The sequence below is a fragment of the Streptomyces alboflavus genome, from assembly GCF_000716675.1.
GTDB lineage: Bacteria > Actinomycetota > Actinomycetes > Streptomycetales > Streptomycetaceae > Streptomyces > Streptomyces alboflavus.
On record NZ_JNXT01000008.1, the window covers coordinates 169,551 to 192,303 of the forward strand.

General features: G+C 71.4%; 20 protein-coding genes. 6 read left to right on the top strand and 14 right to left on the bottom strand.

What is annotated here, in order from left to right:
- The first annotated feature begins 8 nt into the window (after positions 1-8).
- The 4 genes from OO63_RS08995 (at position 9) to OO63_RS09010 (ending at position 5,525) form a co-directional block, all read left to right on the top strand.
- The gene (locus OO63_RS08995) at positions 9-965 is read left to right on the top strand and encodes a carbohydrate ABC transporter permease (RefSeq protein WP_031192357.1); all 957 of its coding nucleotides are present in this window, start codon (positions 9-11) and stop codon (positions 963-965) included.
- 11 nt (positions 966-976) lie between these two features.
- Positions 977-1,852 (top strand): carbohydrate ABC transporter permease, encoded by an 876-nt coding sequence (locus tag OO63_RS09000; protein WP_031192358.1) that lies wholly within the window; start codon positions 977-979, stop codon positions 1,850-1,852.
- Positions 1,853-1,931: 79 nt separating this feature from the next.
- Positions 1,932-3,545 carry a glycoside hydrolase family 13 protein gene (locus OO63_RS09005; RefSeq protein WP_031192359.1) on the top strand — a complete coding sequence of 538 codons (1,614 nt, stop codon included), beginning with the start codon at positions 1,932-1,934 and terminating at the stop codon, positions 3,543-3,545.
- 48 nt (positions 3,546-3,593) lie between these two features.
- Entirely contained in the window at positions 3,594-5,525 is a 1,932-nt protein-coding gene (locus OO63_RS09010; RefSeq protein ID WP_031192360.1) for a glycosyl hydrolase family 28-related protein, read from the top strand.
- Positions 5,526-5,992: 467 nt separating this feature from the next.
- Here OO63_RS09010 and OO63_RS43270 read toward each other — a convergent pair whose 3' ends face one another.
- Genes OO63_RS43270 through OO63_RS09020 form a run of 3 tightly spaced genes read right to left on the bottom strand, consistent with a single transcriptional unit; the run spans position 5,993 to position 8,383 of the window.
- Entirely contained in the window at positions 5,993-6,415 is a 423-nt protein-coding gene (locus OO63_RS43270; protein ID WP_078619031.1) for a lasso peptide biosynthesis B2 protein, read from the bottom strand.
- Positions 6,412-6,669 (bottom strand): lasso peptide biosynthesis PqqD family chaperone, encoded by a 258-nt coding sequence (locus OO63_RS09015; RefSeq protein ID WP_234311488.1) that lies wholly within the window; start codon positions 6,667-6,669, stop codon positions 6,412-6,414. Before OO63_RS09015 ends, OO63_RS43270 begins: the two co-directional genes overlap by 4 nt.
- Complete coding sequence (locus OO63_RS09020; RefSeq protein WP_157853963.1) at positions 6,644-8,383, bottom strand: asparagine synthase-related protein; 1,740 nt, start codon at positions 8,381-8,383, stop codon at positions 6,644-6,646. The genes OO63_RS09015 and OO63_RS09020 overlap by 26 nt, the downstream gene beginning before the upstream one ends.
- A 172-nt stretch (positions 8,384-8,555) precedes the next feature.
- Between OO63_RS09020 and OO63_RS44585 the strand changes: the two genes are divergently transcribed.
- Positions 8,556-9,146, top strand: a complete 591-nt coding sequence (locus OO63_RS44585) for a GNAT family N-acetyltransferase (protein ID WP_234335430.1) — start codon at positions 8,556-8,558, stop codon at positions 9,144-9,146.
- Here OO63_RS44585 and OO63_RS09030 read toward each other — a convergent pair.
- The 3 genes from OO63_RS09030 to OO63_RS09040 all read right to left on the bottom strand — a co-directional run bounded on the left by OO63_RS09030 (position 9,112) and on the right by OO63_RS09040 (position 11,918).
- Positions 9,112-10,065 (bottom strand): phytanoyl-CoA dioxygenase family protein, encoded by a 954-nt coding sequence (locus OO63_RS09030; protein WP_051810672.1) that lies wholly within the window; start codon positions 10,063-10,065, stop codon positions 9,112-9,114. The genes OO63_RS44585 and OO63_RS09030 overlap by 35 nt on opposite strands.
- A gap of 146 nt (positions 10,066-10,211) precedes the next feature.
- A complete protein-coding gene (locus OO63_RS09035; RefSeq protein ID WP_159025942.1) occupies positions 10,212-10,823 on the bottom strand; it encodes a hypothetical protein in 612 nt (203 codons plus the stop codon).
- Positions 10,824-10,901: 78 nt separating this feature from the next.
- The gene (locus OO63_RS09040; protein WP_234335433.1) at positions 10,902-11,918 is read right to left on the bottom strand and encodes a helix-turn-helix domain-containing protein; all 1,017 of its coding nucleotides are present in this window, start codon (positions 11,916-11,918) and stop codon (positions 10,902-10,904) included.
- Positions 11,919-12,031: 113 nt separating this feature from the next.
- On the opposite strand from OO63_RS09040, the gene OO63_RS09045 reads away from it, so the two are divergent.
- Positions 12,032-12,841 carry an NAD(P)H-dependent oxidoreductase gene (locus tag OO63_RS09045; RefSeq protein WP_051810673.1) on the top strand — a complete coding sequence of 270 codons (810 nt, stop codon included), beginning with the start codon at positions 12,032-12,034 and terminating at the stop codon, positions 12,839-12,841.
- 3 nt (positions 12,842-12,844) lie between these two features.
- Here OO63_RS09045 and OO63_RS09050 read toward each other — a convergent pair whose 3' ends face one another.
- The 8 genes from OO63_RS09050 to OO63_RS09085 all read right to left on the bottom strand — a co-directional run bounded on the left by OO63_RS09050 (position 12,845) and on the right by OO63_RS09085 (position 22,710).
- Positions 12,845-14,134 (bottom strand): aspartate aminotransferase type Ic, encoded by a 1,290-nt coding sequence (locus tag OO63_RS09050; RefSeq protein ID WP_030363672.1) that lies wholly within the window; start codon positions 14,132-14,134, stop codon positions 12,845-12,847.
- Positions 14,135-14,327: 193 nt separating this feature from the next.
- Positions 14,328-15,566: a serine hydrolase domain-containing protein gene (locus tag OO63_RS09055; RefSeq protein ID WP_031192365.1), complete on the bottom strand. Its 1,239-nt coding sequence runs from the start codon at positions 15,564-15,566 to the stop codon at positions 14,328-14,330.
- Positions 15,563-17,122 (bottom strand): alpha/beta hydrolase, encoded by a 1,560-nt coding sequence (locus tag OO63_RS09060; RefSeq protein ID WP_031192366.1) that lies wholly within the window; start codon positions 17,120-17,122, stop codon positions 15,563-15,565. Before OO63_RS09060 ends, OO63_RS09055 begins: the two co-directional genes overlap by 4 nt.
- A gap of 174 nt (positions 17,123-17,296) precedes the next feature.
- The gene (locus OO63_RS42100; protein ID WP_031192367.1) at positions 17,297-17,899 is read right to left on the bottom strand and encodes a GAF domain-containing protein; all 603 of its coding nucleotides are present in this window, start codon (positions 17,897-17,899) and stop codon (positions 17,297-17,299) included.
- A 370-nt stretch (positions 17,900-18,269) separates the two neighbouring features.
- Positions 18,270-19,454 (bottom strand): GDSL-type esterase/lipase family protein, encoded by a 1,185-nt coding sequence (locus OO63_RS09070; protein WP_031192368.1) that lies wholly within the window; start codon positions 19,452-19,454, stop codon positions 18,270-18,272.
- Positions 19,455-19,607: 153 nt separating this feature from the next.
- Positions 19,608-20,183 carry a TetR/AcrR family transcriptional regulator gene (locus OO63_RS09075; RefSeq protein WP_031192369.1) on the bottom strand — a complete coding sequence of 192 codons (576 nt, stop codon included), beginning with the start codon at positions 20,181-20,183 and terminating at the stop codon, positions 19,608-19,610.
- A 162-nt stretch (positions 20,184-20,345) separates the two neighbouring features.
- Positions 20,346-21,791: a glyceraldehyde-3-phosphate dehydrogenase gene (locus OO63_RS09080; protein ID WP_031192370.1), complete on the bottom strand. Its 1,446-nt coding sequence runs from the start codon at positions 21,789-21,791 to the stop codon at positions 20,346-20,348.
- A gap of 34 nt (positions 21,792-21,825) precedes the next feature.
- A complete protein-coding gene (locus OO63_RS09085) occupies positions 21,826-22,710 on the bottom strand; it encodes a helix-turn-helix transcriptional regulator (protein ID WP_397622194.1) in 885 nt (294 codons plus the stop codon).
- Positions 22,711-22,753: the final 43 nt, after the last annotated feature.

Here is a 22,753-nt window from a genome sequence, read left to right on the forward strand (position 1 = left end):
GGGACACCGTGTCGGCCCCCACCCTGTCCGAGCGCACGACCCCGCCGCCCGCCCCGGACCCCGGCGCCACCCGCTCCCCGCACCGGCGCGCCGCGTTCCGGCAGGCGCTGAAGCGCAACCTCACCGCCCACGGCTTCCTCGTCGGCGCCGTGCTCTGCTTCTCGTTCTTCTCCTGGTACCCGATGGTCAGGGAGTTCTTCCTGGCCTTCGAGAAGCGCGAGGACGGAGCGACCGTCTGGGCGGGCTGGTCCAACTTCACGTACATCTTCAACGACCCCGCGTTCTGGCAGGCCTGGCGCAACACGCTCCTGTTCACCGGGCTCGCGCTGCTCCTCGGCTTCGCCGTGCCGTTCGTGGTCGCGCTGGCGCTCAATGAGTTCCGGCACGGCCGGGGCTATCTGCGGCTGCTCGTGTATCTGCCGGTGATGCTGCCGCCGGTCGCCTCGGTGCTTCTCTTCAAGTACTTCTACGACCCCGGGTACGGCCTGTTCAACCGGATGCTCGGCGCGGTCGGGCTGCCCGAGCAGCAGTGGCTGCAGTCGACCGACACGGCGATGCTGTCCGTGGTCCTCGCGGCGACGTGGATGAACATGGGCGGCGCGACCCTGATCTATCTGGCCGCGCTCCAGGGCATCCCGGGCGAGCTGTACGAGGCCGCGGAGCTGGACGGCGCGGGGATCCTCCGCAAGATCTGGCACGTCACGATCCCGCAGACCCGCCTCGTGCTGTCGCTGATGCTGCTCATGCAGATCATCGCCACCATGCAGGTGTTCGTGGAGCCGTTCCTGCTCACCGGGGGCGCGGGCCCCGAGGGCGCGACGCTGACCGTCGTCCAGCTGATCTACCAGTACGCGTTCACCTTCAACAACTACGGCAGCGCGGCCGCCCTCGGCCTGGTGCTGCTCGTCCTGCTCGCCGTGTTCTCGGCGGCGTACGTCCGGCTGAGCCGCGTGAGCGAGGAGTGAGGGAGCCCCCGATGACGACGCGCACGCTGATCTCCCCCGCCCAACTCGCCCGCCCGCGCGGCAAGTTCCTCTACTGGACGGCCTTCGCCCTCGTCCTTGTGGTCTTCACGCTGGTGTTCATCGGGCCGCTGTACTGGATGGTGACCAGTGGCCTGAAGTCCCCGCAGGAGTTCGCGCGGACCCCGCCCACTCTGGTCCCCGAGGACGCCCACCCCGGCAACTACGCCGACGCCTGGGGGGTGATGGACCTGGCGAAGCTCCTCGGCAACACGTTGTACTACGCGCTCGGCGCCCTCGCCTTCCAGCTCGTCCTCGACGTGGCGGCGGCCTACTCGCTGTCCAAGCTGCGGCCGGTCCTCGGCAACGTGATCCTCGGCGCGATGCTGGTGACCCTGATGATCCCGGCGACCGTCCTCGTCGTACCGCAGTACCTGACCGTCCTCGACGTGCCGATCGTCGAGCGGAACCTCGTCAACTCGCCCTGGGTGATCTGGCTGCCCTCCGTCACCAACGCGTTCAACATCTTCCTGCTCAAGCGGTTCTTCGACTCGATCCCGCGCGAGCTCCTGGACGCCGCCGCCATCGACGGGGCCTCGCCGCTGCGCACCCTGCGCTCGGTGGTGCTCCCGATCTCCCGGCCGATCCTCGGCGTCGTGTCGATCTTCGCGGTGGTCGGGGTGTGGAAGGACTTCCTCTGGCCCATGCTCACGCTGCCCGACCCGGGCAAGCAGACGATCAACGTCGGAATCTACTCGCTCGCCGCGAGCGTCACCGAGAACTGGCTGCTCGCCGCCCTCGTCATCGCCTCCCTGCCGACCCTCGTGATCTTCCTGGTGTGCCAGCGCCACATCATGAGCGGCCTGACCGCCGGCAGCCTCAAGGGCTGATCCGGCGGGCCGCCGGCCCCTGCCCCCACACCCCGCCCCGGCCGGCGGCGGGGTCCCCCTGCCCGAAAGGACCGTCACCGTGGCAGCCACGCGACCGACCACCCCCGACGCCGACTGGTGGCGCTCCGCCGTCATCTACCAGGTGTACGTACGCAGCTTCGCGGACGGCGACGGCGACGGCACCGGAGACCTGGCGGGTGTGCGCGCCAAGCTGCCGTACCTCGCCGAACTCGGCGTGGACGCCCTGTGGTTCAACCCCTGGTACCTGTCGCCGATGGTCGACGGCGGCTACGACGTGGCCGACTACCGCGTCATCGACCCGGCGTTCGGCACGGTCGCCGAGGCCGAGAAGCTGATCGCCGAGGCCCGGGCCCTCGGCCTGCGCACCATCGTCGACATCGTCCCGAACCACGTCTCCGACCAGCACGTCTGGTTCCGGGCGGCGCTCGCCGCGGGGCCGGGGAGCCCCGAGCGCGAGCTGTTCCACTTCCGGCCGGGGCGCGGCGCGCACGGCGAACTGCCGCCCAACGACTGGCCGTCGCAGTTCGCCGCGTCCGCCTCCACCTGGACCCGCGTCGCGGACGGCGAGTGGTACCTGCACCTGTTCGCGCCCGAGCAGCCCGACCTCAACTGGGCGCATCCGGCGGTCCGCCAGGAGCACGAGGACGTGCTGCGGTTCTGGCTGGAGCGGGGGGTCGCGGGCGTACGGATCGACTCCGCGGCGCTGCCCGCGAAGGATCCCGCGCTGCCCGACTTCGTCGAGGGCAGGGACCCGCACCCGTTCCTCGACCGCGACGAGCTGCACGACATCTACCGCTCCTGGCGGGCCGTCGCCGACGAGTACGGCGCGGTCTTCGTGGGTGAGGTGTGGCTGCCGGACTCCGAGCGCTTCGCCCGCTATCTGCGCCCCGACGAGCTGCACACCGCCTTCAACCTGTCCTTCCTGAGCTGCCCCTGGGACGCGGCACCGCTGCGCACGTCCATCACGGAGACCCTCGCCGAGCACGCCCCGGTCGGCGCGCCCGCGACCTGGGTCCTGTGCAACCACGACGTGACGCGCACGGTGACCCGCTACGGCCGCGCGGACACCGGTTTCGACTTCGCCACGAAGGCCTTCGGCACCCCGACCGACCTGGGCCTCGGCACCCGCAGGGCGCGGGCCGCCGCACTGCTCTCGCTCGCCCTGCCGGGTTCGGTGTACGTCTACCAGGGCGAGGAGCTGGGCCTGCCCGAGTGCGCGATTCCGCCGGCGCGGATCCAGGACCCGATGCACTTCCGGTCGGGCGGCGGCGATCCGGGCCGCGACGGGTGCCGGGTGCCGTTGCCGTGGGTGGCGGGCGCGCCGCACGCGGGCTTCGGGTCCGTGGCGGAGCCCTGGCTTCCGCAGCCCTCGGACTGGGCGGCGTACGCGGCCGACCGGCAGTCGGGCGACCCGGAGTCGATGCTCGCCCTGTACCGCGCGGCGCTGCGGATCCGGCGCGCCGGGCCCGGCTTCGGGGACGGCCCGCTGTCGTGGCTGCCCGCGCCCGACGGGGTCCTTTCGTTCGCGCGCGGCGACGGTCTGGTCTGCGTGGTCAACCTCGCCGCGACACCTTTCGCACCGCCCGCCCACACCAGCCTCCTGCTGGCCAGCGGTCCCTTGGACGACGAGGGGCGGCTCCCGCAGGACACGGCGGCCTGGCTGCGGGTCTGACCCGCGGCGGGGCCGCCGCCCCCCACCCCCTCTGGAGAGAGGCATGACATGCGCACCTCATACACACCCTTAGGCCGCTCCCCCGCCCGAAGAGCGGTACCGATCGCCGCCGCCCTCGCTCTCACGGCGGGCCTCCTGACCGCGCTCGCCCCGGCCGCGCAGGCCGCCGCCGACGGCTCGCGCGCCCGGTCGGCCGCCGCGGGTGCCACCGTCCCCTTCACCTCCGTCGAGGCGGAGAGCGCCACGTCCGACGGCACCAGGATCGGCCCCGACCACACCCAGGGCACGGTCGCCTCCGAGTCGTCGGGTCGGCAGGCCGTACGCCTCGCGGCGGGCCAGCACGTCGAGTTCACGCTGCCCGGCGCGGCGAACGCGGTGAACGTGGCGTACAGCGTGCCCGACGGTCAGTCGGGGTCCCTCGCGGTGTACGTCAACGGCGTCAAGCTCGACAGGTCGCTCGCCGTGACGTCGAAGTACAGCTATGTCGACACGCCCTGGATCCAGGGGTCCAAGACCCACCACCTCCTGGACAACGCGCGGCTGCTGTTCGGCCGGAACGCGGGCGCGGGCGACAAGGTCCGGCTGGAGGCGACCGGCACCCAGGTGACCGTCGACGTCGCCGACTTCGAGCAGGTCGCCGCCGCGGGCGGCAAGCCGTCCGGGGCGGTGTCGGTGACCGACAAGGGCGCCGACCCGTCCGGGCAGGGCGACTCCACACAGGCCTTCCGCGAGGCCGTCGCCGCCGCGAAGGGCGGCACGGTGTGGATCCCGCCGGGTGAGTTCAAGCTCACCCAGTCCCTCAGCAACGTCGACGACGTGCGGATCAGGGGCGCGGGCGCCTGGCACTCCGTCGTCCGCAGCTCCCGCTTCATCGACCAGTCGAGCGCCCCGACCGGCAAGGTCGGCCTGCACGACTTCGCGGTGATCGGCGAGGTCACCGAGCGTGTCGACAGCAACCCGGACAACTTCGTGAACGGCTCGCTCGGCCCGGACTCGGCCGTGTCCGGGATGTGGTTGCAGCATCTCAAGGTCGGCATGTGGCTGATGGGCAACAACGACAACCTGGTCGTCGAGAAGAACCGCTTCCTCGACATGACGGCTGACGGCCTCAACCTCAACGGCGGCGCGCGCGGTGTGCGGGTGCGGGACAACTTCCTGCGCAACACCGGGGACGACGCGCTCGCCATGTGGTCGCTCAACACCACCAACAGCGACTCGGCGTTCATCGGCAACACCGTCTCGCAGCCGAACCTCGCCAACGGCATCGCGATCTACGGCGGCCGGAACATCACCGTCGAGGACAACCTGGTCCTCGACACCAACGCCCTCGGCAGCGGCATCGCCGTCTCCAACCAGAAGTTCCTCGACCCGTTCTTCCCGCTCGCCGGGACCATCAAGGTGTCCGGCAACAGCCTGGTGCGCACGGGCGCGATGAACCCCAACTGGAACCATCCCATGGGCGCGTTGCGCGTGGACGCCTACGACAGCGCCATCGAGGCGACCGTCGACATCACCGACACCACCATCACCGACAGCCCGTGGAGCGCCTACGAGTTCGTCTCCGGCGGCGGCACCGGCAAGGCCGTGCGGAACGTGACCGTCGACAGGTCGACCGTGACCAGGACCGGCACGGTCGTGGTGCAGGCAGAGACGCCCGGCGCGGTGCGGATGAGCAACGTCAAGGCCACGTCGGTGGGTGCCGCGGGCGTCTACAACTGCCCCTACCCGTCCGGCTCGGGCAGCTTCACGCTCACCGACGGCGGCGGCAACTCCGGCTGGGACAGCGTCTGGGAGGACTGCTCGACCTGGCCGCAGCCCGGCGGCGGCAACCCCGACCCCGACCCGAAGCGCAACCTCGCCAAGTCCCGCCCGGCCACGGCGACCGGCTCCGCGGACGTCTACACCTCCGGCAAGGCGGTCGACGGCGAGACGGCGACGGGGAACACGGTCACGATCGACGTGCCCGCGTCAGTGAGCTGACGCCCGCGGGTCCGGGCCCGGCGTGGTGGGTCCGGACCCTGCGCGGGCCCGGGCCCGCTCGATCGCCTCTGGGTGGGCCTCCAGCTCGGCGAGCAGGGGCACCGGGGCCGACCGGGGGCGCATCACTGACGGAGCGCCGCACCCGAGTGCGACATGCGTGCCGAGTTCGGGCGTGACGGATCACCACGCCCGAACTCAGCGAACGACTGCGACTCTCGGTCATCTTCCGCCGCGACAAGGGAGAGTCACCCGCAAAAACCGGCGGGTATCCCTCTGTTTGTCACGCTCGGAGTCGATCAGAACCAGGAGTGCCACAGAAGAATTCCTTCATAGTGGATCGGGCCGATGAATCCTGTCTCCTCGCCGAAGTAGCCCAGTTCGACAACCGTCGGGGCTTCGTATTTCTCCTTGGACATTTAAGTTCCCTTCCTGTTTTTTCTTCGTTCCCAGCCGGTCTTCCGGCCGAGTCATTGCGCCGGTCCGATTTCGATCAGGCGCCGATAGCAGGTGGCGTCCAACTCTTCCCCGATCGACCGGCCTTCGGACTCGATCCATGCGTGCGCGGTGAACGGTGGTGTGGTCAGCACGCCGACGCACCATGTCGGCGTCACTCCGCGCATCCGACAGAGCAGAACGCTCGCGATTGATCGCAGCAGGCAGGCCCGTTCACCGCTGCAGCGCGGGCTGACCGTGAGCACGCTGTCGCGCGCGTGTTGCGCCTCGGAGAAGGTCGCGGGACGAGCACCGGTTCGGAGGTTCGCCAGTGCGGCTTTGATGTGTTTGGGTTTCTGTCGTGCCAGTGCTCGTGCGGCAGTGACGGACATCGTGGTGGCCAGATAGCTGGAGAACGAGAGCTGAACCTTGGTGGACGGCAGTTCAGGGAGTGTCATGTTGCCACCAGCCCGTTTGTGGAGAGCTGCCTGAGGAAAGCGTCGACGTCAGCACGCGCCTGGTCTGAGTCGACATCGAACCGGCTGGTGAGGGAGCCGACCACGGCGTCGACACCGTGAGCCAGATGTTCGAGTATCACGGTGCCGACCGGGTTGATCTGCCAGTATCGGCCAGTGCGTTCGTCGAGTAGTACCATGCCGTACTCGGTGATCGCGGTGGAGACGTCCTCACGTAATCGCATCTCGACGCTCACTCTCATTCCGGGCTTGCCTGTTGTGGGTGCGCAGGAACACGACAGTGTTGAGGGTGGAGTCGAGAAAATAGTCTTCAGCGCGCATCTGTTCGGGCTGCAGACTGTCCGCGAGCGCGGTCATGTCGAGGATGCCGAGATCGACCAGCGGGGACTGTGCACACAATGCACGCAAGTACGACCAGTGGGCCCGCAGGCCTCTCACACCTTGTGTGGTTCCGTTCGTCTTTGTGGTGCGGGAGAGGAAATCGGCCGGCAACTTGTCGCGCATCGCCGTCTTCATCAGTGGTTTGAACTCCATCGGCGTGTCGCGTTCTTCGTGACGGACAGCGAACGCCGCTTCGACGACCCGATCGTCGAAGAAGGGTGCCTCGTAGGGCACTCCTAGGTCGGCTGCGAACTGCTGGGCGCCACGGACAAGATTTGTTCCGCCGCGTACTACGTTCAGTTCGTCGTGTCGTGCCCGGTCCGGGCCGAGCGGAACCACTTCCTCGGCTATTTCCGCGACTCTCCTGCTGATCAACGTGATCGCGTGGCGGGTGAGCCAGCGCGGCAGTCTTATCGGAACGTCCCATTCGAGCGTGCTTGGACTTCGTTCGCCGCGCCCGAGCCGTATGTCCCCTGCCATCCGGCGGAACCACCGGCCATACGACTCCGCGATGAGTAGTTCGCGGACAACGGGTCTCATCGGCCTGCCCATGAGCAGGCCATGGGTACGGGCTCGTCGCCATCCCAGCCATGGATACCGACGGAAGATCGTGTGGTCCCACACCGGGCGGCCTTGCAGCAGGTGGTCCCCACCCAGACCATTGACGCACAGGCGGGCACCTCTGCCGACGGCTTCTCGCACGATGTGCTCGACGCGCGGCGAGGCCAAGTACGCCTGGGTCGGCTCGTCCAGCCGTACGGTGAAGTCGACCATGCCGTCGAAGAACTGCGGCATGTCGTCGGTCGAATACGTCTCGTGCCGCACCTGCGGCATGCAGGGCAAGGCACGGCGAGCCCACAGCAGGTCCTCACGACCGCCGGGGTCGTCGTTGTATCCGGTGCCGGCCAGTATCTCGGCCGGTCCTTGAGCAGCCAGACAGCACAACGGCGTGGAATCCAGACCGCCGGACAGATCACAGTAAACCCTGCCGCCCCCGCGGGTTCGTACGCTCACGGCGGCCTCGAGCGCGCTGCGGAACGCGATCGCTCCTTCCGCCAAGGACAGCAGTGGCTCGGGCCGCCGCCACCACGGCACCGTTCGCGAGCCCCTGTCGGAAAGCAGCAGATATCTCTCTGGCTCGACCGGGGTGACCCCTCGCCACAAGGGCTCCTCGCGAAGCGGATGCGGCAGAGTCTGCAGGAGACGCAGCGCCAACGTGACCTCATTGAACTCGAAATCACCCAGGGCGGCCAGCACATCGGCCCGATCAGACGCAAGGGTGACGCCATCCACGACGGCGTGAAAGACCCGTCTGAGCCCCGACGCCGAGCCCTGCACACGAAGCCGGTCACCATCGGTCGCGACCAGGTGAAAACTCCCGGCGAGCCGGTGAACGAATGCATCCAGGTTCCGCACATCGCCCGCGCGGTCGAGGCCCTGCCGCAGCTCGTCCTCGGTCGCCGACGAACAGCCGATCACCGCGCCCCGCAAGGCCCCGGTCTCGCCGGTCACGATCTGTGCCGGGTGGGTCCGCGCGATCAGCATCGGCCGCCCGGACGGGTAACGCACAACCTGATGTGTCGCCGTGTCAAACCGTTCCGCGACGTGACTCGCCCTTGCACTGTCCGGAAAGACAACGAAGAACCACATCGTGCCAGCCCTCTCTTAAGTGACTGCGTACCGCCCAAGCGCTGCGGGAAGCGACTCCGTGAGTCCGGTGCCCAAGCAAGCGGATCGGCGAGTGCACTGCCCTCCGGGAGTACAGCTTCAAGGTGCCGTCAACGCCCACGAGTTGTCGTTGCTTATACGTGCAGCGGACTTGCCCATTCGCGCACACCGGACAGTTCACCGGCCTCCATCTGCGCGGGCCGGAGACAAGAACACCCCCAGCCGCCCTCCCGCGTTCCGCCCACTGGCTACCCTCACCCCGAACCAGTACGACCTGGGCCGGGAGGCCGTCGTCGCCTACGACGGCGACCGGCCCGCAGGCTTCGCCTACTGCAGTCCGCTCGGCCCCGCCACGCGATGGTGGTCGACCATGACGACGCCGCTCCCCGAGGGTTACACCGACGAGGACGGCACCCGCACCCTCGCGCTCAACGAGATCGCCGTCCGGCGGGACTGGCGGGGCACGGGTCTGGCGCGGCGCATCCACGAGGAGCTGCTGAGCGACCGTCAGGAGAAGCGCGTCATGCTCCTGGTGAACCCGGCACCGAGTGACGGCAAGGTCCAGAAGCTGTCCGAGCAGTGGGGGTACGAGCCAGTCGGCACCCAGCAGCCTTTCCCCGACTCCCCGGTCATGACCGCCATGACGCGGTCCCTTCGCTCCTGAACGTGGACCGGCGCACGCCGACCACCGGGTTGAGCGGCGACGCGGCCAACTCCCCGGGGCGGACACCGGGAACGAAGTCCGTCCACACGCCGCTCATGGCGGTCGGTTCGGCGATGATGCGGGTGCCGTCCGCGTAGTACGTGGAGGACAGCACCCGCCGGGGCGCCGTGGTCCGGTTGGCGCCGGCGGTGTGGAAGCAGTCGACGGCGTGGAAGGAGACCTCGCCCGCCGAGAACGGTGTCGCGTCGGGCCGCACGCCCGCCGCGCGGAGGCGTGCGGTGACCAGCTCGTCGAACGAACGCTCCTGCGGCGACGCCGACAGGGATCCCAGGGCGCCGGTCGCGTCCTGCCGGGACACGCACGCCAGCGGCCCCATCCCGTCGGGGATGTCCCGCAACGGGATCCAGGAGGTGACGACGGCGGTGGAGTCGAGCGGATAGTGATCGCTGTCGCGATGCCAGGGAGTGCGGCCGCAACCGGACTCCTTGGACAGGATGTTGTCGTGGTACAGCCGCACCGCGTCGACGTCGAGCAGCCGTGCCGCGATGTCACCGAGCCGCGGCGACATCGCCACGCTCCGCATCAACGGGTCGGTCAGCCACAGCTGTTCCAGCGCGAGGAACCGCCCTGGTCTCTCCAGGCCGTGGGCGGCCTCGATCAACCGGTCCGCGCGCTCCGCCAGCGCCGCCACCACGGCCGACGCCAGTACGTCGGCCAGCCGCACGAACCCGTGACGGCCGAAGAAGCCGACGGCCTCCTCGGTGAGCGGGTACGGTGCCGCGAGCGCCTGCTCGACCTCGCGGTCTGACGCAGGGGCCACGGCCACCGGACGCGGGGCGCTCGCGAGGCGCGTCAGGTCGGGGCCGGAGCCGGCGGCCAGTGATATGTACCAGTCCCACCACTCCTGATCGTCCCCCACCCACGGGGAGTAAGGCCGAACGCTCTGGCCCAGGTGCTCCGGCGATCGCATGACGCTCCCTCTCGAACGCTCAAGCCCGTTCTGGAGCCGCGGCGGCAGCGGCGCCTCGATCCCTGCCCGAAGTGCGTCGGGGCCATGCCTGGCCCCTACACCTCACGCATGATCCTCGCCCGCACGTCCTCGGGTCCGACCACCACGAGCGTGACGTTCCGCTTCCGGGGCCGCACCACGGACACCGCTCCCCGGGCACCTGACACGTCGAGGGCGCCCGGGACGTCGTACGTGACGACCATGGCCCGCTCGCCGCACGACAACTGAGCCCTGGCCGACCGGCGTTCGTGGCCGGACGTGGACGACCGGGCGTAGGGCCCGCCGGGCAGGCTGTCCGTCGACGCGTCGCTGTCGTCCTTCGGCCACGCGGTCCTCAGGCTGAAGCGCCCCGCTTTGGGGGCGTCGACGACCAGGGCGCAGGCTTCGGCGTCCACGTACGCGACGAGACGGTCTTTCCCGAGCCGCACCTCCGCGACGGGGCGGGTCCCCCGGGGCACCTCTCCGGGGTCATCCCCTCCCGACTCGCCGAGAGGGTCGCCGCTCACCGGGATCTCCGGCAGCTCCTGCAGGGGCGCGGGGCGCGGTTGAGCCGCCCGGCTCTCGTGGCCGTCATCGCGACCGTTGCCGTCATTGCCGTCCGCGGTGCAAGCCGCGGCGGTCAGCGACAAGGCGAGGGCTGCGGTCACGGCCGTCCGGAAAGATCCCATCACCAGCGCGACCCTACCCTGCCGTGCTCTGACCTGCGCATTCACGCATCTGAAGCCCCCTCACCGCCCACCCAGGAGCTATCGCGGGCCGCCGGACCCCGCCACGGCACTCGCCAGCCCGGCCAGCGCCGCCGCCTCCTCGCTGCCCTCGGCCGCGCTGAAGACATGCACGACGAGGCCCGTCTCGCCCGGCTCGGCCGGTACGTGCAGGGTCTCGAAGTCCAGGGTGAGGAGGCCGGCCCGCGGGTGGTGGAGGCGTTTGCGGCCCGCCGTGCACATCACCACCTCGCCGGTGCCCCAGATGCGGCGGAAGTCGGCGCTCCGCTCGGACAGTTCGGTGATCAGGGCGGCGAGTTCCGTGTCGTCGGGGTAGCGCCCGGCGGCGACGCGGAGCTGGCCCACGGCCTCGGCCGCGCGGTCCTCCCACTCCGGGTGCACGGTGTGGGAGGCGGGGTCGAGGAAGAGGAAGCGGGCGTTGTTCGGGTCCCGGCGGGCCGGGTCGCCGAGGCCGCCGACGAGTTCGGCGCCGAGGGCGTTGAAGGCCACCACGTCGAGGCGGTGGTTCGTGGCGAACACCGGGAAGTGGGTGAGGGAGTCGAGGAGGCGCTGGAGCAGCGGGCTGACCCTGACCCTGGGCACGGGTCCGCGCCGGGTCCCGGCGAGGGTGTCGAGGTGCTTGCGCTCCGCCGTGTCGAGGCCTAGCGCTCCGGCGAGCGCGTCGAGGACCTCGGGCGACGGCTGGGTGGCCCGGCCCTGTTCCAGACGGACGTAGTAGTCGACGCTGATCCCGGCGAGCTGCGCCAACTCCTCGCGGCGCAGCCCGCGGACCCGGCGGCGACGGCCCCCGGCGATCCCGACGTGCTCCGGCGCGACGCGCCCCCGGCGGGCCCGCAGAAAGCCGCCAAGCGCCCGCTCGGCGTCACCGACCCCCTCGATCCTGTCGGGGCCCATCCGTCCCTGACCCACGGCGCCCCCGGCGCTCGCGCCGTCCACAGCCCCCACCGCGCTCACGCGGACCACCGCCGCGCCGCCGTCGGCCTTCGCACCACCGCGGACGCGTTCCTCCACCAGGTCCCGTTCCCCCACCAAGTCCATGGGATCAAGTATGCGCGCCGCGCCCCAGGTGGTCCTCCCAGTACCAGGACAGCGAATCCGCTGGTTGAACAGGGTTCTGGCTGCCCCGCCAAAGCCCCGGCACCGTAGTCCTCATGAACGCGACCACGCCGCCCCCGCCCTCCACGCCGTCCACCCCGCAGAAGATCCTCATCGTCAGCGCCCACCCGGAGGGCGACTCGCTCAACGCCTCCCTCACCGACTTCGCGGCCGGCCACCTCCGCACGGCGGGCCACGAGGTGCGGGTCTCCGACCTGTACGCGATGAAGTGGAAGGCGACCGTCGACGCCGACGACTTCCCCGACCTCGCGGCGGACGGGCGGCTGCACGTGATGGCGGCCTCCCAGGAGGCCACGCTCACGGGGCGCCTCACGGCGGACGTCGCGGCCGAGCAGGAGAAGGTGCGCTGGGCGGACGCCGTCATCCTCCAGTTCCCGATGTGGTGGTTCGGTCCCCCGGCCATCCTCAAGGGCTGGATCGACCGGGTGTTCACCGCCGGGTTCGGCTACGGCCCGAAGGTGCCCCCGCCCTACAGCGAGGGCCCCCTTGCGGGACGCCGCGCCCTGGTGTCGGTGACGGCCGGGGCGCGGGAGACGTCGTTCTCCGACCGGGGCATCCACGGCCGTCTCGCGGACGTGCTCTACCCGGTGCAGCACGGTCTTTTCTGGTTCACCGGCATGGCGCCCGTCGAGCCGTTCGCGGTGTTCGGCGCGAACGACCTGCCCGCGGAGCGGTTCGAGACGGCGAAGCGGGAGTACGCCCGGCGTCTCGACGGCCTGTTCAGGGACGAGCCGGTGCCGTTCCGCACCCTGGTGGGAGGCGACTACGACCACGACATGCGGCTGCTTCCGGGGGTGGAGGCGCCGGGGACGAGCGGCTTGGACCTGCATGTCCGGCCCAGCTGACGCTCACCCGGCGTCGGCGACCAGCTTCTCGTACCCGACGAGGCGGACGCAGGTGGCGACCCCGTGAATGATCTGCTCGACCTCCGCCAGGTCCGGGTAGCTGGGGCTGATCCGGATGACGCTGTCCTTCGGGTCCTGTCCGTAGGGGTGCGTGGCGCCCGCGGGCGTCAGGGCGATGCCCGCCTCCTTGGCGCGGCGCACGACGTCGCGGGCGCAGCCCTCGGGGACGTTCAGGACGATGAAGTAGCCGCCCTTGGGCGTGGACCAGGTGGCGAGGCCGGTACCGCCGAGCTCCTTGGCGAAGCCCTGCAGGACGGCGTCGAACTTGGGGCGCAGCAGCGCGCGGTGCTCGCGCATGTGGGCGCGGACGCCGTCGGCGTCCCGCAGGAACAGCGCGTGGCGGAGCTGGTTGATCTTGTCGGGGCCGATGGAGCGCTTGGCGTTGCGCCCGCGCAGCCAGGCGACGTTGGCGGGCGACGAGCCGAAGAAGGCGACGCCCGCGCCGGCCAGGGTGATCTTCGAGGTGGAGCCGAAGACGAAGGCCCGGTCCGGGTTCCCGGCCTCGGCGCAGGCGGCGAGGACGTCGGCGACCTCGGGCTCCTCGTCGGTGAGGTGGTGCACCGCGTAGGCGTTGTCCCAGAAGATCCGGAAGTCCGGCGCGGCGGTGCGCATCGAGGCGAGCCCGCGCACGACCTCGTCGCTGTAGCAGGTGCCGTCGGGGTTGCTGTACTTGGGCACGCACCAGATGCCCTTGATCGCGGGGTCGGCGGCCACGAGGCGCTCCACCTCGGCGAGGTCGGGGCCCGCGGCGGTCATCGGGACGGGGATCATGTCGATGCCGTAGCGCTCGCACAGCGCGAAGTGCCGGTCGTAGCCGGGGACGGGGCACAGGAACGCGATCCGCTCCTCGTCGGCCCAGCGCCGCTCCGCGCCGGGCAGGGTGCCGAGGAGGGCGTGCACGATGCAGTCGTGCATCAGCTCCAGGCTGGAGTTGCCGACGGCGAGGAGCTGGTCGACCGGGGTCTGGAGGAATCCGCTGAAGATCTCGCGCAGTTCCCGCAGTCCGTCGGGGCTGCCGTAGTTGCGGCAGTCGGTCCCGTCGGCCGCGGTGTACCGGTCGCCGGGCAGGCTCAGGAGGTCCGCGGCGAGGTCGAGCTGCCGGGGCGAGGGCTTGCCGCGCGTCAGGTCGAGGGCGAGCCCCTGGCCGAGCAGGTCGGCGTAGTCGCGCCGGGCCTCCTCCAGGCGTACAGCCGGCGGGACGGAGTCGGCGGGCACCTGCGCGGTCGTGGTCATGCGGGCTTCTTCCTCGGGGACGGTCGTACGGCATCCGGGGCACCAGGGGCGTCCGCGGGCCGTCGGGCCGGCGGACCGGCGGAGGACACCGTTCTTCGCGGGCGGCGCCGCGCGGGCGCCGCCCCTGGTCGGTCCCATCATGGCCCCTGCCCGCCGGATACGGACTCCTGTTCCAAGGACCGGACGGTCGCCGTCAGCGTCGCAGCGCCCGGTCCACGAGCCGGAGCGCCGCCCTGGCCTGCGCCTCCCCCCGTTCGTCGGTCCGCAGCGTGAAGGCGGCGACGGTCGCGGCGCGGCTGCCGTCCGCCGTGACGCCGCTCTCTGAGACGATCCCGAGGTGGGTGCCGCCGTGGAACCAGACGCCCTCGTCCCGGCCCCGCGCGGACCGACCACCACCGGACCCGCCGCCGCCCGGCCGCCACGCGATGCCCATGCCGTAGCGCACGCCGTCGGCCTGGATCCAGTCGGGGGCCGCCACGGTCTGCTTCATCGCGGCCAGTTGGGGCCGGCGCAGCAGCCGGCCGCCGAGCAGCGCGCGCAGGAACACGGCGAGGTCGTGGGTGGTGCTGATGATGCCGCCGTCCGCGCCGCCGCCGGTGGCGAGGGAGGTGTCGGTCAGCCGGGCGCCGCCGGGGAACTGGGTGTAGGCGGTCGCGGTCGGCTGCGGTACGTACGCCGAGGTGCCGGGGACCAGGGTGTGCCTGAGGCCGAGCGGAGCGATGACGCGTTCGTGGATCTCTTGGGCCCAGGGGTTCCCGGTGACCTTCTCCACGACGAGGCCCAGGAGCACGTAGTTGGTGTTGGAGTAGCCCCAGCGCTGTTCCCGCGCCGGGTCGGCGGCGTCCGGCAGCCACAGCGGCGGGCGGCTCACGGCGGCGGCCACCTGCTCGCGGGCCGGGGTGACCCGGAAGCGTCCCTTGAGGTAGCCCGCGGGCGTGAAGTCGTCCGCGCCGCCCCCGACGGCCACGTAGTCGTTGAGGCCGCTGGTGTGGCGGAGCAGGTTGGTGAGGGTGATCCTGCGGCCGTCGTTGCCGTGTCCTTCGACCAGGCCCGGCAGCCACCGGTCGACGGTGTCGTGGAGGCCGATCCTTCCCTCACCGGCCAGTTGCAGCACGACGGTGGCGGTGAAGGGCTTGGTGTCGCTGCCGATGCGGTAGTACGCGTCCCAGGGCACCGGCCGGTCCCCCGTCAGGTCCGCCGCACCGGCCCGGGCGGTGCGGCGGCCGTGCTCGTCCTGCACCTCGGCGAGCACACCGGTGGTCCCGGTCGCGCGGATCGCGTCGACGTCGGCCTGGAGGGGGTCGCGCCCCTGGGCCGCGGCGGGGCGGGCGGTGGCGCGTACCGTACCGGTGCCCGCGATGACGGCCGTGGCGGCGGACACGACGGCGACCATGCCGCCGCGCCTGCTGAACACGGGCCCGTGGGCGCTCATCGGGTCGCTCCCTCGGGGGCGCAGGTGAGGTCGCGGGCGGGCAGGGTGCCGTCGCGGAGGTAGTCGTTGACGGCGTCGTCGGCGCACGGGACGGGACGGTGGCCCTCGGAGCCGCGCCCGTACACGCCGTGGGAGCGGATGTCGGCCGTCACCAGGCGTGATCCCTTGAGCTTGCGGTGCAGGGCGAGAGCGCCTTCGTAGGGGACGTTGTTGTCGCGGGTCGCCTGGAGCATGAGGACGGGCACCTTGTTGTGGATGGTGGTGCCCGGCTCGCGCGGCGGCGACTTCCAGAACGCGCACGGCGCGATCATGCCGTTGACGACCGGGCCGAACACCGGCTGCGTGGCCCGGCTCTTGACGGTGTTGCGCCAGTACGTCTCGGGGTCCTTCGGCCAGCCCCCGGCGGGCCAGCCGCCGTCGCCGCACATGAACAGGGCGCCGCCGACCATGCTGTCGCCGAGGTCGGGCGAGTTCAGGAGCGCGAGCAGGGCGGCGAGTTCGGGTCCTGGCTCGGTGAGCTTGCCCGCGGCGGCGGCGACGAGGTCGCGCACCACGGAGGCGAGCGCGGGGTCGCTCTCCTGGTGCTGGACGAGCTGGCGCAGCAGGAGCCGCATGACCGGGGCGTTCATCCGCTGGCCCGCGACCTCCACGGGGCGGCGCTCGGCTCCGTCGAGCAGCTTCTGCACGGTCGCCCGCACCTGGGCGCCGGTCCGGCCGAGCCCGTACCGGTCGTGGTGGCGGGCGGCCCAGGCGGCCCACTCGTCGAGGCCGTCCTCCAGCGGGCCGCCCGCGCGCTGGAACAGCTCGTACTGGGTGGCCGCCGGGTCGGTGGAGGAGTCGATGATCACGCGGTCGGCGCGGCGGGGGAACATCTGTGTGAAGACGGCGCCGAGGTCCGCGCCGTAGGAGACGCCGTAGTACGAGAGCCTGGGCTCGCCGAGGGCGGCGCGGATCGCGTCCATGTCCCGGGCGACGTTCCGCGTCGAGGCGTGCGGCAGCAGCGCGGCGTTGTCCCCGTGCTCCTGACAGCGCCGTGCCGTGTCCCGCGCGGAGTCCACGGAGGCGTCGAAGTCGGCGCGGGGCGTGGTGACGGGGCCGGGCGGGCGCGGGGGTCCGGCCGGGGCGCAGCGCACGGGGCTGCTCTCGCCGAGGAACCTCGGGTCGAACCCGATCAGGTCGTACTGGTCGGCGACGTCCTTCAACGCGGGGCGGAGCGCGAGGGTGTTGGCGAGGCCGGGGCCGCCGGGTCCGCCGGGATTGGAGAGCAGGATGCCGCGCCGGGCGTCCGGGGAGGTGGCCTTGATCCGGGAGATCGCGATCTGGATGGTCCGCCCGCGGGGGTCGGCGTAGTCCAGCGGCACCGTCACCTTGGCGCACTGCGCCCCCGCCTCGTTCAGCTCGGTCTGTGCCGCCGAGCAGGGGCCCCAGGCCAGGTGCTGCCGCTGCGGGACGGCGTCGCGGCCGGCCGGCTGCTGCGGGGTGGCGGCGGCGGGCACGGCGGCGGTGAGTAGTCCGGCAAGACCCAGGCCGAGGCCGACCGTTGACGGGACGCGCATGGTGCTCCTTGTGTCGAACGCGACTTTCTGTAGGTCACGACGCTAGAAGTCGCCGCCCGCCGGGACCATGCGGCTGCCCGGCTCACCGATCGTCGGGTGGACGGTATTGACAGCGCGCGAAGCGTCGTTCGGCCGGGTCGGACGCGCCCGGTGCCGGGGTGCCGGTGGACGCTGTCAGCACAGGAGGTGGGCGGCGCGGGCGAGTCCTTCCAGGGCCCGGCGCTGCTCGTCCGCCCACTCCGTCGCCTGCGCGTGGTGGGTGGACACCACGCCGATCAGCGCGCCGTCGCCGGAGGTGATCGGGACCGAGGCGCACGCGCCGACGCCGGCCTCCTCCAGGACGTCGAGGGCCGGGGCGCCGAGGAAGACCGGGGATGCGGCCACCTCCTCGACGAGGACGGGCTTGCGGTCCTGCGCGGCCACCCCGCACGCGGTCTCCCGGTCGGCCACCGTCTCGAAGAACGTCAGGAACGGGTGGTGGAAGCCTCGTTGGGCCACGATCCGCAGCACGCCGCCCGCCGGGTCGTGCACCTGGGCGTTGCCCATCGGCGCCCCGGTGATCTCGAACGCGGCCGAGAGTGCCGCCGACACCACGGAGAGCCGCAGGGCCTGCTCGCTCGCCGACAGCGGTGCCGTCGCCAGTTCCCGGGCGATCCGCAGGCCCTCGACGTCGCCGCAGCTCCGCAGGGGGCGCAGCACCGCGCTGTGGGCCCGCTCCACCGCGAGGCTGCCGCCCGCGGCGGCGGCCCGCAGCCGGGCGTCGAGGAGCAGGTCCACCCCGGCCGTCCCGCCAGAACGTCACCCGGCTCAGGTCCAGCGACGTGCGGCCCACGGGCCGTTCCACGGCGCGGTGGAGTTCGCGGGCCAGGACCGGCACGGAGGCGATGTCCAGCTCACCGGCCACGCGGATGGTGACCCGGCCGTCCGCCCTGGCGACGCCGACCGACACGGAACGCGACGGCTCGGACCACTCCACGCCCCACCCCGCCCCTGAACCCGCTCACCGCAATGCACGGGCCCGGCCTCCGTGATCCGCACGCCTGGCCCCTGCCCGTCCACGCTAGCGGCGGCGCCGCCCGCGCCCGGGACACTTCACCAGGGCGGCCCACCATGGCACCGGTCCCGTCAGATGCGGTCGGATCCGATCTCAATCGCCCGTCCCGAAGGGCCCGGTGGCCGCGAAGGCGCGGTCCGCGAAGCGTTCGCCGATGCGGCGGTGGGTCGCGGCGTCCGGGTGCAGCTCGTCGGGCAGCGGCAGTTCGGCGTAGTCGGCCTCTCCGTAGAGGTCGCGTCCGTCGAGGTAGGACAGGTGCGGGTCGTCGGCGGCGCGCCGCTCCACGATCCGGGCCAGCTCGTCGCGGATGACACCGAGGGTCAGCTTCCCGCTCGCGCGGTCCGCCGGGTCGCCCATCGCCTGGAAGCGCAGCCGCCCCTCGCTCATGCCGGCGAAGTCCGGGGCGCTCGGGCCGGGGGTGTCCTCGTGGATGGGGCACAGGATCGGCGAGACCACGAGGAGCGGGGTGGTGGGGTGGCCCTCGCGGACGGTGTCGAGGAAGCCGTGGACGGCCGGGCCGAAGGCGCGCAGGCGCATCAGGTCGGCGTTGACCACGTTGATGCCGATCTTGACGCTGATCAGGTCGGCGGGGGTGTCGCGCAGGGCGCGGGCGGTGAACGGGTCGAGCAGGGCGCCGCCGCCGAAGCCCAGGTTGATCAGGTCCACGCCGCCGAGGGAGGCGGCGCGTGCGGGCCAGGTCGTGGTGGGGCTCGCGGCGTCGGAGCCGTGGCTGATCGAACTGCCGTGGTGCAGCCAGACCTTGCGGCCCCGGTCCGGCACGGGCTCGACGGGGGCGTCGGTGCGCAGGGCGACCAGCTCGGTGGTCTCGTTGTGCGGCAGCCAGATCTCGACGTCCTTCAGCCGCTCCGGCAGCCCGGTGAAGCGCAGGGTGCCGACGGTGCCCGGCCGGTGCTCGGCGCTCCCGGCCGTCATGTCGATGGTCAGGGTGTTGCCGCCGGTCGCACTGGCCTGCCGGGTGAGGCGACCGTCGACCAGGAGGTCGTACACGCCGTCCGGGCGGGGCGGCGCGCCGGCGTAGACGCGCTTGGTGGGCAGCGTGTCCAGTTCGACGGCGGTGGCGCGGGTGCGCAGGACGAGGCGGACACCGGCGGGCTGGGACTCCGCCATGGCGAGCTGTCCGTCGGTGTTCTGGGCGCGGGCCCGGTCGGGCAGCCGGTGCGGGAGGACGCCGTGCGCGGTGCGCTCCAGGTCGAGGGCGCCGTGGAGGAGGTCGGCGGTGATGGGGGTCGATATGGGGGTGGATATGGGGTTCGACATGGGGGTGGACGTGGGCGGGGTGTGCGGGGTGGTCATGATGTCTCAGCCTGTTGGTCGAGTCGGGTGGGGCAGCGGGAGGCGTTCCGGGCGGGGCGCCCCGAGCAGTCGGGACGCGGACCGGTCACGGCCTCGGACTCCCGGGCCGCGGAAGGGTCAGAGCGCGGGCGCGGGCCAGTTCCGCAGGAGCGCGTCGAGGGCGTCCACGATCCGGGACCAGGACTCCTCGGTGTCGGGGGCGCTGTGGCTGAAGGCGCCGGCGGCCTCCAGGCTGACGTAGCCGTGGAAGACGCTGCCGAGGAGCCGGACGGCGTGCGTCTGGTCCGGCTCCGTCAGGTCGTATCCGCGCAGGATCGCGCGCATCATCTGGGCGTGCCTGGCTCCGGCGCTGGCGGCGGCCGCTTCGGGGTCGAGCCGGAAGCGGGCCGCGGTGTAGCGGCCGGGGTGCTCGTGTGCGTAGTCGCGGTAGACGTCGGCGAAGGCGGTCAGGGCGTCCTTGCCGGCGCGTCCGGCCAGGGCGGTGGCGCCGCGGTCGGCCAGTTCCTCCAGGGCGAGCAGGGCGATCCTGGTCTTCAGGTCGTGGGAGTTCTTCAGGTGCGAGTACAGGCTCGCGACCTTGACGTCGAACCGTCGGGCGACCGCCGAGACGGTCACCTGCTCGAAGCCGACCTCGTCGGCCAGCTCGGCCCCGGCCTGCGTCAGCCGTGCCACTGTCAGTCCTGCGCGCACCATAACGATCTCCCCTTTCAACGAAATCAATTATGCGCACACCTAAGATCTTTAGGCAAATACCAAAGCATCACCCGAACGACCCCACGAAAAAGTCCCGGGCGGAGGGACGGCTCGCGCCTTCCCTCCGCCCGGGACTCCGGACGCTCACATGGTGCCGCGGACTCAGACCGCCACGGCCGGGTACGTCGGGTACTCCACCCCGGAGACGTACTGCACGACCCGGATCACCTGGCACGAGTAGCCGAACTCGTTGTCGTACCAGAGGTAGAGGATCGCGCTGTCGCCGTCGACCTTGGTGGCGCCGGCGTCGACGATCGACGCGTGGCGCGAGCCGATGAAGTCGTTCGAGACCGCGTCGGGGGCGCTGGTGAAGTCGATCTGGCGGCGCAGCGGGGAGGTCAGCGAGACCTCGCGGAGGTGGTCGAGGACCTCGTCGCGGGTGGCCTCGCGGCCCAGCGTCAGGCTGAGGATCGCGATCGAGACGTCCGGCACCGGGACGCGGATGGAGCTGCCGGTGATCGGCGCCTTCAGGTCGGGCAGCGCCTTGGCGACGGCCGATGCGGCGCCGGTCTCGGTGATGACCATGTTCAGCGGCGCGGAACGGCCGCGGCGGTCCGCCTTGTGGTAGTTGTCAAGGAGGTTCTGGTCGTTGGTGAACGAGTGGATGGTCTCCACGTGGCCGCGCAGGACGCCGTACTCGTCCGCCATCGCCTTCAGCGGCGGGACGATCGCGTTGGTCGTGCAGGACGCGCAGGACAGGATCCGCTCGTCCGGCTTGATCATGTCGTGGTTGACGCCGTGCACGATGTTGGGCACGTCGCCCTTGCCGGGGGCGGTCAGGACGACCTTGTCGATGCCGGGGCGCAGGTGCTGGGAGAGGCCCTCGCGGTCGCGCCACTTGCCGGTGTTGTCGATGAGGATGGCGTCCTTGATGCCGTACGCCGTGTAGTCGACCTCCGAGGGGTCGCCCGCGTAGATCACCTTGATCTCGTTGCCGTTGGCGATGATCGTGCTGTTCGCCTCGTCGACGGTGATCGTGCCCTGGAACTGGCCGTGGATGGAGTCACGGCGCAGCAGCGAGGCGCGCTTGACGATGTCCTGATCGCCACCCCGCCGGACGACGATGGCCCGCAGCCGCAGCCCGTTGCCGGAACCGGCCTTCTCGATGAGCAGCCGGGCGACGAGGCGGCCGATGCGGCCGAAGCCGTACAGGACGACGTCGCGGCCCTCGCGGCACTCGATCTTGTTGGCGCCGGTGGCACCGGCGACGGCCTCGGCGGTGAACTCCGCGACCGTCAGACCGCGGTCGTCGGCCCGGTACGTCTCGGCCAGCATGCCGATGTCGATCTGCGAAGGGCCGAGGTCGAGCGCGGTGAGGGCCTGCAGGAACGGCAGGGTCTCGGTGACCGAGAGCTCCTCGCCGGCGATCTGCCGGGCGAACCGGTGCGTCTTGAGGATGCTGACCACCGACTTGTTCACCAAGGAGCGGCTGTGCAGCAGGACGGTGACGTCCCGCTCGCGGTGCAGCTTCCCGATGATCGGGATCATCGACTCCGCGATCTCCTCGCGGTTCTTCCAATTGGTGAACGAGTCGTCATTGACAGTCACAGGAGTATCTTTCGAGCTAGGCGGCGCTCATATGCTAACCCGACGCAAGTTCGACCTTCCATCGGGTGCCTCCGCGGCAGGTAGGCCCACCGCCGCCGTCGTCGACGCGCTGCTCGCCCTGGCGTGCGGCGTCCCGGTCCTGGTTCCCGTCCCGTGACTCCGTGAAGTAGGCGGCGCTCTCCGCGTCCGCCGGGTAGTACGACTCGATCGCGACCTCGTCCAGGGTGATGTCCATGGGCGTGCCGAACGTGGTGATGGTCGAGAAGAGCCGCAGTTCGCGGCCGTCGAAGCGGATGATCATCGGGATCAGGACGTCGGAGTCCACGTGCGGGCCCGCGTCCTCGGCGTCGGGGGCGAACAACTCCTCGTAGAGCGCGGTGAGTTCGGCGTCGGGGGCGGCGGCGAGCTGACGGGTGACGCGGGTGCGGAACACCGCGCGTACGTCGGTCTGGTTGACGACGTACTGGGCGAGGCCGCGCGGGTCGAGGCCGAGGCGGAGCAAGTTGACGGGCGGGCGCAGCAGCTCGGGGGCGACGCCCGCGAAGAACGGGTCGACGGCGCGGTTGGTCAGCACGATGTTCCACCGGCGGTCGAAGACAAGGGCCGGGTACGGCTCGTGCGCGCGCAGCACCCGCTCGACCGCGTCCCGCGCCGCCGCGAGCGCGTCGTCGCCGAGCGGCCGCTCGGCGTACCGGGGCGCGAACCCGGCGGCGAGCAGCAGCCTGTTGCGCTCGCGCAGCGGCACGTCGAGCTGGTCCGCGAGCCGCAGGACCATGTCGGCGCTCGGGCGGGACTTGCCGGTCTCGACGAGGCTGACGTGCCGGGCCGAGACGTCGGCGGCGAGCGCCAGATCGAGCTGGCTCAGCTGCCGACGCCGCCGCCATTGCCGCAGGAGCTCCCCCACCGTGTCCACGGTCACCGAGGCTACGTCCCGGTGGCGCCGCCCGCCATGACATCGGAGT